The organism is Oricola sp., from assembly GCF_022763245.1.
GTDB lineage: Bacteria > Pseudomonadota > Alphaproteobacteria > Rhizobiales > Rhizobiaceae > Oricola.
Genome location: NZ_JALEGV010000028.1, coordinates 117,320 through 129,229, shown reverse-complemented (window position 1 = coordinate 129,229; position 11,910 = coordinate 117,320). Strand labels below are relative to the sequence as shown.

The following is an 11,910-nucleotide window of genomic DNA, read 5'->3' as shown; positions in this document are numbered from 1 at the left end:
GCGCCGCCGCGTTGGCCTGTCAGCTCTCGGTCGCCTTGCCCGGCGTCTTCGCCTTGGGCTTGGCGCGACTGCTCCCGCTGTCGGCGGCGTTCGGCTCCGAATAGACGACCTTCGACAGGTCCTGGAGCGTATGCGTGCGGTGGACATTGTCCGCGCTCAGCCCGATCTCGTTGAGCAACTGATCGACGAAGGGCGCCTGCGACCGGTAGCGCAGCGCCGAGGAGACGACCTGGTCGGCCAGGTTGCCGTCCTTCGGGCCGGTTCCGTCGCCATCTGCGCCGCCCGCACCGCCTCCGCCGCCGGAACCCGCCGCGCCGGTGCCGGAGAAGCCCGGCATGCCGTCGACATGCAGGATCTTGATGCCCTCGATCTTCTCCATCGGCTTGACGCTTTCGCGGATGATCGCCGGCAGGTTCTCGACCAGCGCCTTGTGCAGGCCGCTGCGCCGGCTGGCATCCGAACGGATGTTCTCGGCCTCGTTGAGTTTCTGCTTGCCGTCGGCTTCCACCTTGTAGCGCTCCGCGAGCGCGGCGACGGCGATCCGGTCGGCTTCGGCACGGTCGCTGGCCGCCGCCTTCTCCGCCTCGGCGAGGATGCGCAGCCGCGCCGCCTCGGCGTCCGCCACCTTCTGCGCCTCGAGCAGTTCGATGGCCTTCTGGCGCGTCGCGATCTCGGTGTCGCGGATGGTCTGCACGCGTTCCTGCGCCTCGATCATCTTGGCGCGGGCCTCCTCGGCGAGCGCCTGGGCTTCCGAGCGCTCCTTGGACTTCATCGAGATAGCGATCTCGCGCGCCTGTTCCTCGATCTGCAGCGCTTCCTTGCGCTTGATGTCGATGCGCTCGACCTCCTGCTCCATCTCGATGCGGGCGCGCTCGACGGCCTCGCGTTCCTTGAGCTTCATCGTCTCCATCTCACGCTCGCGAGCGGCGTTCTCGTTGGAGATTTCCGCCTTGCGCTGGGCGCGCTGGACCGAGACCTCGGCGTCATGCGCCAGGCGCGCATATTCGGTGTCGCGCTCGATCTCCAGCGACCGCTTCTCCGCCTCGAGGTTCTTGGCGCGCATGGCGATCATCGTGTCCTTCTCGATGTCGTTGCGCTTCTTCTTGCGGCTTTCGATCTGCTCGGTGAGGATCGTCAGACCCTCGGCGTCGAAGGTGTTGGACGGATCGAACAGCGAAATGTCGGTCTGGTCGAGCGAGGTCAGCGACACGGATTCCAGTTCCAGACCGTCGAGCGCGAGGCTTTCCGCCACTTCCTTGCGCACTTCCTTGACGAAGTCCTGGCGCTTTTCGTGGATGTGCTCCAGCGTCATCGCGGCAGCCGCGCCGCCCATCGCGTCGACGAAGCGGCCCTGGATGAGATCCTTGAGCTGCTCGGCATGCATGGTGCGGTTGCCCAGCGATCGCGCCGCGGTGGCCACCGCCTCGTCCTCGGGCTGCACGCGGACATAGAATTCCACCGTCAGCTCGACGCGCATCCGGTCCTTGGTGATCAGGGACTTCTCGCGCGCCCGGGTGATTTCCAGGCGCAGCGTGTTCATGTTCACTTCGGTGATGTCATGCAGGATCGGCAGCACGAAGGCGCCGCCGCCCATGACGACTTTCTCGCCCCCGAAACCGGTCCGCACGAAGGAGATGTCCTTGGTCGAACGGCGATACAGCCAGTGCAGGAGATAGGCGCAGACCGCGATGACGATCGCCGCCAGGATTATGATTGCGATGAAATCTGCACCCTTCATTGGAATGTCCCTTCACAAATGAATGCGTTGAACCGGATCGGCGAGCTGCGGCGCGGGTCAGCCATGGGCTTCCTCCTCGCCGTCGAGCATGGCCGTGGCCAAAACGGCGATGCCGAACGCCATGCGGTTGAGAAAATCGGCGAGGTTGTAGGCGACGGACAATGCGCCATCGTCGACGTAACCGCCGAAGGAAGTGATGAAGTTGCCGAGCGGATAGATCGCCCAGCCGACGGTGACGATCAGGCGCAGCCAGAAATATCCGCGCGACACGGCCTCGCGCTGCGAGCCGCGGATGATCTCGTCCATGCGGCCGAAGAACAGTTCGCCCAGAATGTAGAGCCAGAACACCAGCCCGATCAGGAAGGCGAGCGTGGCGTGCATGAAGCCGGCCTCGCCGAGATAGCGCACGAAGACCATCAGGACGGAGACGATGACGAGCCGCCAGAACAGCCCGATCCCGAGCTTGCCGCAGCGCGCCGCCAGGAAGAACAGCGCCAGCACCTGAAGCGGCATGGAGATCGCCCAGCCGACATAGTGATAGACGACCGGAACGCTCTGGCTCGCCGCCCAGGCTTCGCGGGCCTCAAAGACCGCGCCCACGCCGACCAGCGCCGCCAGCGCGCACAGCGCCACCGGCAGCTTCCAGGCCCGTCCGACCCATCCGGTCGCCAGCAGCAGCAACACGCTCGTGGCGACCAGTCCGAAGACCGCCGTCGAATAGCTCGCCGCGGTCAGGTCCGCCGTTTCGAACACCGCCATTTCACGCCCTCCCATTGAGCAATTCGAACTTGTTCATGTGAAGCCTCTCTAGATTTGCGTCCTGATGTGCGGCGAGCGCGCATAGAGCGCCACCATGGGCAGGATCAGGAGTCCGAAGATGAATTGCTGCCATTCGAAATCGAGCCCGATGCCGATCAGGAACGAGGACAGGACCTGCAGAACCAGCACGCCGATCACGGTGAAGCCGTAGCCGCCCTGTCCGCCGAGCAGCGAAGTGCCGCCGACGACGACGGCCGCCAGCGTGAGGAACAGATACTGGTCGCCGACCCCGATGAAGCCGCCGCCGGACCAGCCGAGAAGAAGCCCGCCGGTCAGCGCCGCGAAGAAGCCGGAGACCGCGTACATCGAGACCCAGTAGCCGAGTTCCGACACCATCACGCGATCCGCCGAGGTGCGGTTGACGCCGAGCGCGTAGAGATAGCGGCCATAGGATGTCAGCCGCATGCCGGCGATCAGGATGATGGCGATCAGCAGCCAGATGGCGATCACCGGCGGAACCGGAAGCCCGAAGGTCGAGCCGTTCATCGCGGCCAGGTTGGACAACCACGCCGGAACGGTGCCGAAGACGTTGCCGCCATAGGCCGTTCCGATCGAGGTGACAATCTGCACGCCGCCGGAGATCGCGAAACCGGTTCCGAGCGTGACGATCAGCGCCTGGCCTTGCAAGCGGTAGCTCAACAGCCCGTTGATGACGCCGAGGATCGCGCCGATCACCAGCACGATGATCGCGGCAAGCCATGGCGGGACGCCGAGCCCGATCAGGTAGAGAAGGCCGACATTGGCCGCGCCGATGATGAAGGGGATCGACAGGTCGAGCCCGCCCAAAAGCGCCACGAGCGTCTGACCGACCGAGGCGATGCCGAGGAAGGAGGCGAACAGGAGCATCGACTTAATGTTGTTGGCCGACGCGAACCCGTCGATGTTCATCGACCCGATCGAGAACAGGCCGGACAGCACCATGACGCCGATGAAGGCGGAACGGTTCTCCTGGAAATGCCGACCAAGCGTGCGTGTGAGCACGATGATCGTCAGGATGATCAGCAGCGAAACGACGTTCCAGACGTTGAAGAAGCCCTCGATCGTCAGCGACAGGATCAGGAACAGCCCGAGGATCACGATCAGGCCGTAGATCGCGGGGCGGAACTTCAGCCAGACGCGCCGCGCCTCGCTGATCTCGCCTTCCGCGGGCGGCGGAGTGTCGGAGACGAACTGGCCGATGACGAAGCGCCATGCCCACACGAAGGCCGCGAGGGTGGCGATCGCCGACAGGATGATGAACTGGACGGAAAGCCCCTGCAGGAAACCGAACACCACGCCGATCGCCGTCAGGATGATGCCCGCGATCAGGCCGATGATCGTCGCCGGAAGGCCGAGCTTCGGCAGGGTGGAGGTCGCGCTCATCGGGTTTCCTCCGTCTGTCCGGCCGCAGGCGCCGGCGACCCGTCACCGCGCATCAGATACGCGCCGAACAGCACCAGCGCCGCCAGGACCACGGCCACCGCCGGGGCGATCGTCTTGCGGTCGGACTGGCTGACGGCAAGGCGCACGAACACCGCGATGACGATGAGCAGCAGGGCCGACAGGATCAGCGGCGCCGCCTCGGCGCGCAGCACCGCGTCCGTCGCGGTGGGCTGCGCCACCTCCAGCGGGCCGACATAGAGGCGTTCCGGCGCGATCGGCTCGAGCGGCGCGACAGCCACCACCTCCTCGACCGGCTGCGACCGCGCCCGGGGATCGTAGTCATTCGTCGCGTGCAGGATCACGCCCAGCGCAACCACGCCCAGGACGACGAAGTAGAGCACCGGCGAGAAATTGTGGATGTGGCGCTGGATGAAGGGGATGATCAGCGTCAGCAGCAGGGACGCGACCAGGATCGAGCCATAGGCGAGATTGGTCACGAAGCTCTGGACCGCGCCGAAATTGAACGTCGCGAGCACGAAGGTGATCAGATAGAGGTTCACCGCCCCCAGGAACGAGCCGAACACGCTGGCGCGGCCTCCCGCCAGCGACGCGCCGCCGAGCACAAGCGCGGTGACGGCAATCAGCGTGTAGGTCGTGCCTTGGGAGGGATCGCCGGACGAGATCAGCGCGGTGAACGCGATCGCCGCGAGGCCGGCGAACCCGCCGGAGATCACATGCGCGCCGATGCGCACCACATAGATCGGCACGCCGCTCGTATAGGCCGCGCGCTCGTCGGAGCCCATCAGGCGCAGATGCGTGTAGAAGGCGGTCCGCGTGAACAGCAGCCAGGCGATGGTCGCCAGCACGAGGATCACGAACACCGGCGAGAAGATGGACGTGCCGAGGCCCCAGTCGGCCATGAATTGCGGCGCGACACCTCCGGGTCTCGGCAGGATGACGAGATTTATGCCCGAAAGCGCGAGATAGCCGGACAGCGACACGATGATCGGCTGCACGCGCACATAGATGACGATCAGCGCGAAGATGAACTGGTAGAGCCCGCCGATGACGATCGCATAGAGGAAGATGGAGATCGGGTTCTGCAGGACGCCCGCGCCATAGAGCTGGATCAGCGTCACGTTGACGAAGCCGATCAGCGGGCCGATCGACAGGTCCACCGTGCCGCGTCCCGAAATCACAGAAGCCATCAGCGCGTAGGTGGCGAGGATCAGCGGCGTGGCGACGATGACCGCGCTGCCGATGCCGAAGCTCGTCATCAGGCTCGGCGAACGCAGCACGGCCAACCCGAGCAACAGGAAGAACAGCGTGATCGGAACCAGAAGGAACGGATTGGCGCGACCGCCCTGGGACGGCTCGGCCTGAACGCGCGGCTCTGTGGTGGCAACGTCGCTCATCGGCCGATATTCCTGGCTTCGCCGCTGTCGGCGTCGAATTCGACGATGCGGATGGATTTCGGCGGCGCGGGCTTGTGCGGACGGGCGGCGCGGACCCTGTCGTCCGGCTGGCGCGCAGGCGCGGCAGACACCGGATGTTCGGCGGGCGCGTTGCGGCGCTGTTCCATCTCTCTGCGAATGCTGGCGGGAACCTCGACCTTCACCCGCACGCCGTCGCTGCTTGCCGCCGACGATGCGGGCGCGGCACCGGTGCCATGAGGAACCGTTTCGTCATCCCATGCCGGCTTCAGCCCCCAGGGCGCGTCCAGCCCGCGACCGTCCGTCTGACCGAACATCGCCTCCAGCACCTTCTTCGGATCGAGGGCCCGGCCGTCGAAGGCGTCGAACGGCCTGCCGTTTCGAAACACGATCACCCGGGTCGCGAAACCCATGAACTCCTCGAGTTCGGAGGACATGTAGATGACCGACTTGCCCTCTTCGGCGAAGCGCCGCAGGTGCTTGTAGAGTTCCGTCTTGGCGCCGACATCGATGCCGCGCGCGGGATCGTTGAGCACGATGACGTCCGGCCGCATGGCGAAGCCGCGGCCGATGAGAACCTTCTGCTGGTTGCCGCCGGACAGCGAGGTGATGCGGTCGTCGCGCATGCCGAACTTGATCAGCAGGTTGTCGGCCTCGCGCTTGAAGATGGTGCCGAGCGTGTCCCAGTCGATGATGCCCAGGATGCCGCCGCGTTTCTTGTCGCGGTAGAGCGGCATGACCATGTTCTCGAAGATCGAGAGCGAGGCGAAGATGCCCTCGCGCTTCCGGTCGCCGGAGACATAGGCGATCTTGCCCGCGACGGCCTCGGACAGGTTGCGCACGGGATGGAATTCGCCATGCCGGTCGGAAACCTGGACGCTGCCCCGGCGCACCGGCTCGATGCCCGCCATGGCGCGCACGAAGGCGTCCTGCCCCTGGCCGTCGAGGCCCGCAATGCCGACGATCTCGCCGCGGCGCAAATCGAAATCGAAGGTGTCGTCGTCGCTCCAGACCGAGATCGCGGAGGCGACCATGGCCAGCGCGTCGTCGCGCGGCTGCGGCGCTTCGTGCGCATGGGCGTTGCCCGCGTCCTCGTCGCCGGTCATCAGCGCCAGCAGGTTCTTTTCGGTGATCTCCTGCTTCTCCAGCACGCCAACGTCGCGTCCGTCGCGCAGCACGGTGGCCCGGTCGGAGATGCGGATGAGTTCGGCGATCCGGTGGGTGACGATCAGGATCGTGGCACCCCGGTCGCGCAGGCTGCGCATCTTGGCGAAGAGACGCTCGGTGCTGTCGAAATCGAGCGCGGCCGAGCTCTCGTCGAGGATCAGGATCTTCGGATCGTTGACCAGCGCGCGGGCGATGGTGATCCACTGCTTCAGCCCGAGCGGCAGTGTGCCGACGATGGCGAAGGGATCGACCGGCTCGCCGGCGAGATCGTGCATGAGTTCCGCTGCGCGCGCGACCTTCTTGTCATGCGACAGCGTCTTGGAAAACAGGGCGTCGGAGCCCATGAAGATGTTGTCGACGACGGTGCTCTCGTCGGCAACGAGGACTTCCTGGTAGACGGTGGAGATGCCGGTCGCCTTGCTCTCCGCAGGCGTCGACGGCGTCTCGCCGAGGATCGATACCGATCCGCTGTCGATCGGCAGAATGCCCGACACCACCTTGGCCATGGTGCTCTTGCCGCAGCCATTGCCGCCGACGACGGCGTGGATTTCTCCGGCGCGGGCGGAAAAGTTCACCCCGTCCAGCGCCCGGGTCGGCCCGAAATACTTCTTCACGTTGCGCACGATGATGGTCTCGCGACCATGGGCGCTCTGTGATTTTTCTGCGGGTCGGGTCGACATCGAACGAAACAATCCTGACGGGGTTCGGATGGACCGCCGCCGCGCCGGCGACGGTCCGTGTTTCAAGCTGCGATCAGGGCTTGTACTGGGTCGGGTCGGCCGGGTTCACGAAGAACTGGTCGAGATAGTCCTTGGAGCCCCAGCTGTCCTTGCCGACGTTGAACCAGTTCTGCGCGTTCTCGTCGCAATCTTCCGGCAGGAGCTTCATCACGTCTTCATGCGTGATGACCACCGGATCGACGAGCACGGACTGAACCTTCGGGCCCTGGCCCTGCAGGGTGCGCATCATGATGTCCCAAATCAGGCCGATGTCGTCCGCCGGCGGCCAGGTCTGGACGGCGACGTCGATCAGGCTCGGATCCTTGCGCCACGTGCACAGCGCGCCGAGCTCGCCGCCGACGGCGACCTTGACGCCCTGGCGGCCGGACTGCTTGAGCGCGCGCAGAACACCCATTTCGGCGGCCGACTGGACGACGATGCCGTCAAGCTTGCCCGGATGGGTGGCGAGCCATTTCTGCACTTCGCCCTGGGCGACCTGGTCGGTCCACATGCCGGCGATCGAGCCGACGATCTTGATGCCCGGCGCGGTCGCGAGACCGGCCTTCACGCCACGGTCCTGGCTGTCGGAACCGGAAGTGCCGGGAATGCCCTCGACGACGAGCACGTTGCCCTCGCCGCCCAGTTCCTCGGCCATGCGCTTGCCGATCTCGAAACCGGCGACCTGGTAGTTGACCGACGAGTTCACCGAGGTCGGCGCGGTCAGGTAGCCCGTGAACGAGAACGTCGGAACGCCCTTGTCGTAGGCGTACTGGACCGTCTGGTTCAGCGCGGTCGGGTTGGAGCAGCACACGAAGATCGCGTCGACGCCCTGGTCGACGAGCTGGCGCATCTGCTGGATCTGGGTGGAATCGTTGAGGTTCGACTGCGTGATGACGACCTCGCTGATCAGACCCATTTCCTTCCACTTGGGGATGATGTCCTTCTGCAGGGCTTCCATGGCGTTGGCGCGCCAGGTGTTGCCGGCATAGGACGACGCGTAGCCGATCTTCCACGGCGGCGGGTTCTTCGCCTTGAACTCGCGCAGCGGGCTCGCGCCGACGGGCTGCATCGGATCGAGCATTTCCGGGTTGTAGAGCCGCTCGGCGACGTCCGGGTTGATCTCGTCCACGCCTTCGGCCTGGGCGGCGATGAGACTGACGGCGAGCGCACCGGCAGCCAACGTCATTTGCTTAAGAAGATTCATTGCTTCTCCTCCGTTTCAGTGAATTTTCCCGCCTGCGAACCGCATGTCCCGGGGGATGTCGTAGGGCCTCGCCCTCACCTGTCCGTTCCTCCTCCCTTCAAGATGCGCCGCGCCGCGCGGGCGACGGCCTCAATCGTAGAAATCGTTCGGCGCCTTGAGGAACGACCGCCAGGTGTCGGGATCGTGTCCGGTCACCACCATGGCATTCGTGTCGCTGGCGATGCGGCGCAGCTTGGCCACCGAATCCGCGGCGTCGGCGGACGACACCACCAGCCCCGGCAGGGCCTTGTTCTCCCAATGGTCGAGCGTGTAGGCGGCGTCGATCGTCAGAAGGACCGGCCCGGTGCGCGGCAGGGTGATCAGGAAGGACTGGTGGCCGGGCGCGTGGCCGGGCGTGAAGATCATCCGGATCGTGCCGTCGCCGAACAGGTCGTAATTGTCGGTGAATTCGCCGCCGAGGAACTTCCAGTTCAGGCCCGGGCGGTCGAAATCCGCGCGGATATAGGCAGCGTTCGAGAACCAGTGCGGCTTGAAGGCGTATTCGTATTCCACCCGCTGGCAGAAGATCTGCGCCTTGGGGAAATGGCCGATCGCGCCGGTGTGGTCGAGATGCAGGTGCGACTGCAGCACGTAACGCACCGAATGCGGATCGACGCCGACGGATTTCAGCTGATCGACGCAGTTCTCCGACACGTCCATGATCGGGTCGTAGGCGTCGACCGCCGCGCCCCAATGGCCGCGCTTGTCGATCGCCGTCTCCACGGCGTTGCCGCCGTCGATGACGACATTGCCGGCCGGATGCTTGATCAGGAACCAGGGCACGGGGATCTCAAAATCCGTCTCGCCCTGGTTCATCTTGATGTATTTGAGCTTCGTCCTGAGCGTGCCCGTCTGGAACATGTGCAGTTCGATGCCCGACGAGTTGCCACGCTTGCGGCGCGGCGTCTCCGCCACCGCGGACTTGAACTGCGGACGCGGCGCGAGGCTGCTCGGTCCGACATCGGAACGCAACGAAGAGGAATCACTCTCGACCCGTCGCCCGTTGTCGTCAAATTCGATGATCTTCATGAATGTTTCCCCGGCGGTGCGTGGTGTGGAGAATGGCCCAGGCGGGCGACGTCAGGCCCGCTCCTCGACGAGGCGCAAGGCTTCCTTCAGGTAGACGGCGAAGAGCGGATAGTTCTCCGACATCGGGAAGTGGCCGATGTCCTCCATCTCGATATAGATGCCGCCCGGGATCTGCCGGGCGGTGGCCTCGGTCGCCTCCGGCGGCGTCAGGTAGTCATAGGTGCCCGTCATCATGATCACCGGGCAGCGGCCGGTGTCGATGGAGCCCAGCTTCCCGCGCAGGTCGTGATCGACGGAGTAGAAATAGAGGTCGCCTTTGAAGACCTCCGATCCCTGGGTGTAGTAATGCCAGGTCAGCCAGCGGTCCTTGTCCGGGCTCTGCGGCGCCATCAGGTCCCAGACGCCGGAGGCGCAGACCTGCGCGGCGTTGGCATGGGGATGACGCCACCAGTCGAGGAAGAAGCCGGGCGCGTGCTCTGCCGCCTCGACCGGAATGACGGCCCGGAAGCGGTCCGGATAGTGCAGCGCCAGCTGCAGCGCGACATTGCCGCCGAAGGAGGAGCCCATGAAGATCGGATCGTCCAGCTCGAGCGCGTCGCAGAACGCCACGATGAAGTTCATGTAGTGCTCTGCCGTCAGGCGGTATTCCTCTTTCCACCACTCCTTGTTGAGCGGCGGATCGGACTTGCCGTGGCGCGCGAGATCGTAGGCGATCACGTCGTAGTCCTGCGTGATGTCCGGATCCTCCAGCAGGTCGCGCCACTGGTGGTTGTGACATCCGGCGGTGTGCTGGCAGACGAGCGGAATGCCCTCGCCGTTGCGCAAGTAGAAGACCTTGTACTCGTAACCATCCACTTCGATGGTGACATAGCGCCCGATTACCGGCGAATGCTTTGCCATTGGGAACTCCGTGACGTTTCGTTGGGCGCGCGCGGCGGCGCGCGCGGGCAATCGCCGGATCAGACCGGCACGCCGACCTTGCGAAGCAGCTCGAACTGGACGGTGAAGTTGCGCAGATTCTGCATCAGCACGAGGATGTTGCCCTCGAGCTTCAAGTCACGCCGGAAACTGGCGGACCAAATGCCGTGATACATCGGATCGGGGATCGGCCGGGCGAATTCGCGCCATGTCTCGGGGCTCGCCCGCAGCGCGAAATCGTAGGAATCCATCGGGGCCGGATCGATGTTGACCTCGTGAACCTTGCCATCGACCATCCGCACGATGACCTTGGCGGCGCCCATGTCCCAGAGATAGGTACAGGTGAAATATCGAGCCATCGCGCCGATCGTCGGATCGCGGTCGGAGGCTTCGCTGAACCTGACGGCCCAGTCCCTCACGCTCATTACCATGCGCCTCCTCCCTGAAAGTCACACTGGTCATGTTGAAATTTTTGGCAGCAGACGGACAAACCCTTGAAAAGCATTCACGGATATGCCATCTGTTCAGTATATTGAACACAATTCAATAGACAGAACATTAGTCAAGTTTTGGCGAGAGTGTCAAGCTGCATCTGGCGATGACCGCGCATTTCCGGGGCCACCATGACGCAAGAAGAAATCAAGCTAGTTCCAGCCGTTGAGAGGGCGACCCGCATCCTCGACGTCGTCGCGCGCAGGCGCAGTCACCCAAGCCTGTCGGAGCTCGCGCGCGAGCTCGACATCGCCAAGAGCAGCGTTCACACGCTGTGCCGCACACTGGTGGAACTGAACCTCCTGATCCGGCGACCCGACCAGACCTACCAGCTCGGCCCGCACCTCATGCGCTGGTCGAACGCCTTTACCCAACAGTCTGACGTGGCGACGGAATTCGCGTCGATCTGGGACAAGGAAACGGAGATGCCGGGTGCCACGATCACCCTGTCCGTGCTGGAGGGCAACGAGGTCGTCTACATCGCCGCGCGCAACTCCGACGTCAGCCATTCGCTGATCGATTTCCGCGCCGGGATGCGCCTGCCGGCCGCCTTCACGGCCACCGGAAAGTCCTTCCTCAGCCACATGAGCGATTTCGAGGTCAAACGGCTCTACGGCGACGGCCTGCCGACGCCGCGCACGCCGCACAGCGTCCAGTCGATGGAGCATCTGCTCGGCGAGCTGGAGCAGACGCGCAAGAACCACTATTCGGTGGACAATCAACAGGTTGCGGAGGGAATCGTATGCTTCGGCGCGTCGGTCCTCGATTCGCGCAACACGCCGATCGCGGGGGTCGCCGTCAGCCTGTTGGCCGAGGACATCAGCGAAGCGGAGCGCGAGAAGATCATCGCCAACGTTCGCCGGATCGCCTCCACCCTCTCAACCCGAATGGGCGCCGATCTCGGCTGAGGCATGATTGCAGCACGGCGGGGCTCTTGGACCCGGCGACAGAAAGCGTCAGGACATCAAATGGTCGGGCCGGACATTGTCG

At 64.7% G+C, this 11,910-nt stretch carries 10 protein-coding genes; 1 reads left to right on the top strand and 9 read right to left on the bottom strand.

Annotated elements, in window-relative coordinates; translation table 11 throughout:
• Positions 1–19: 19 nt before the first annotated feature.
• From MRY80_RS12680 to MRY80_RS12640, 9 genes are all read right to left on the bottom strand, one after another.
• Positions 20–1,738, bottom strand: a complete 1,719-nt coding sequence (locus MRY80_RS12680; RefSeq protein WP_293291386.1) for a flotillin domain-containing protein — start codon at positions 1,736–1,738, stop codon at positions 20–22.
• Between the two features lie 57 nt (positions 1,739–1,795).
• Positions 1,796–2,497 (bottom strand): bacteriorhodopsin, encoded by a 702-nt coding sequence (locus MRY80_RS12675; protein ID WP_293291385.1) that lies wholly within the window; start codon positions 2,495–2,497, stop codon positions 1,796–1,798.
• A 48-nt stretch (positions 2,498–2,545) separates the two neighbouring features.
• Positions 2,546–3,919: an ABC transporter permease gene (locus MRY80_RS12670; RefSeq protein WP_293291384.1), complete on the bottom strand. Its 1,374-nt coding sequence runs from the start codon at positions 3,917–3,919 to the stop codon at positions 2,546–2,548.
• On the bottom strand, positions 3,916–5,334 hold the full coding sequence (locus MRY80_RS12665; RefSeq protein WP_293291383.1) for an ABC transporter permease: 1,419 nt from the start codon (positions 5,332–5,334) through the stop codon (positions 3,916–3,918). Before MRY80_RS12665 ends, MRY80_RS12670 begins: the two co-directional genes overlap by 4 nt.
• The gene (locus MRY80_RS12660; protein ID WP_293291382.1) at positions 5,331–7,199 is read right to left on the bottom strand and encodes a sugar ABC transporter ATP-binding protein; all 1,869 of its coding nucleotides are present in this window, start codon (positions 7,197–7,199) and stop codon (positions 5,331–5,333) included. Before MRY80_RS12660 ends, MRY80_RS12665 begins: the two co-directional genes overlap by 4 nt.
• Before the next feature lie 73 nt (positions 7,200–7,272).
• Positions 7,273–8,442: an ABC transporter substrate-binding protein gene (locus MRY80_RS12655; protein WP_293291381.1), complete on the bottom strand. Its 1,170-nt coding sequence runs from the start codon at positions 8,440–8,442 to the stop codon at positions 7,273–7,275.
• Between the two features lie 129 nt (positions 8,443–8,571).
• The gene (gene attM / locus MRY80_RS12650; RefSeq protein ID WP_293291416.1) at positions 8,572–9,342 is read right to left on the bottom strand and encodes an N-acyl homoserine lactonase AttM; all 771 of its coding nucleotides are present in this window, start codon (positions 9,340–9,342) and stop codon (positions 8,572–8,574) included.
• A gap of 219 nt (positions 9,343–9,561) precedes the next feature.
• Entirely contained in the window at positions 9,562–10,410 is an 849-nt protein-coding gene (locus MRY80_RS12645) for an alpha/beta hydrolase (RefSeq protein ID WP_293291380.1), read from the bottom strand.
• 59 nt (positions 10,411–10,469) lie between these two features.
• Complete coding sequence (locus tag MRY80_RS12640) at positions 10,470–10,853, bottom strand: hypothetical protein (protein ID WP_293291379.1); 384 nt, start codon at positions 10,851–10,853, stop codon at positions 10,470–10,472.
• Between the two features lie 198 nt (positions 10,854–11,051).
• On the opposite strand from MRY80_RS12640, the gene MRY80_RS12635 reads away from it, so the two are divergent.
• Positions 11,052–11,828 (top strand): IclR family transcriptional regulator, encoded by a 777-nt coding sequence (locus MRY80_RS12635; protein WP_293291378.1) that lies wholly within the window; start codon positions 11,052–11,054, stop codon positions 11,826–11,828.
• Positions 11,829–11,910: the final 82 nt, after the last annotated feature.

What these genes read in the sequence shown, in the direction of transcription:
- attM (WP_293291416.1), bottom strand. Translation starts at nt 9,342, where the DNA reads ATGTTCCAGACGGGCACGCTCAGGACGAAGCTCAAATACATCAAGATG.
- MRY80_RS12640 (WP_293291379.1), bottom strand. Translation starts at nt 10,853, where the DNA reads ATGAGCGTGAGGGACTGGGCCGTCAGGTTCAGCGAAGCCTCCGACCGC.
- MRY80_RS12635 (WP_293291378.1), top strand. Translation starts at nt 11,052, where the DNA reads ATGACGCAAGAAGAAATCAAGCTAGTTCCAGCCGTTGAGAGGGCGACC.
- MRY80_RS12670 (WP_293291384.1), bottom strand. Translation starts at nt 3,919, where the DNA reads ATGAGCGCGACCTCCACCCTGCCGAAGCTCGGCCTTCCGGCGACGATC.
- MRY80_RS12665 (WP_293291383.1), bottom strand. Translation starts at nt 5,334, where the DNA reads ATGAGCGACGTTGCCACCACAGAGCCGCGCGTTCAGGCCGAGCCGTCC.
- MRY80_RS12655 (WP_293291381.1), bottom strand. Translation starts at nt 8,442, where the DNA reads ATGAATCTTCTTAAGCAAATGACGTTGGCTGCCGGTGCGCTCGCCGTC.
- MRY80_RS12680 (WP_293291386.1), bottom strand. Translation starts at nt 1,738, where the DNA reads ATGAAGGGTGCAGATTTCATCGCAATCATAATCCTGGCGGCGATCGTC.
- MRY80_RS12675 (WP_293291385.1), bottom strand. Translation starts at nt 2,497, where the DNA reads ATGGCGGTGTTCGAAACGGCGGACCTGACCGCGGCGAGCTATTCGACG.
- MRY80_RS12645 (WP_293291380.1), bottom strand. Translation starts at nt 10,410, where the DNA reads ATGGCAAAGCATTCGCCGGTAATCGGGCGCTATGTCACCATCGAAGTG.
- MRY80_RS12660 (WP_293291382.1), bottom strand. Translation starts at nt 7,199, where the DNA reads ATGTCGACCCGACCCGCAGAAAAATCACAGAGCGCCCATGGTCGCGAG.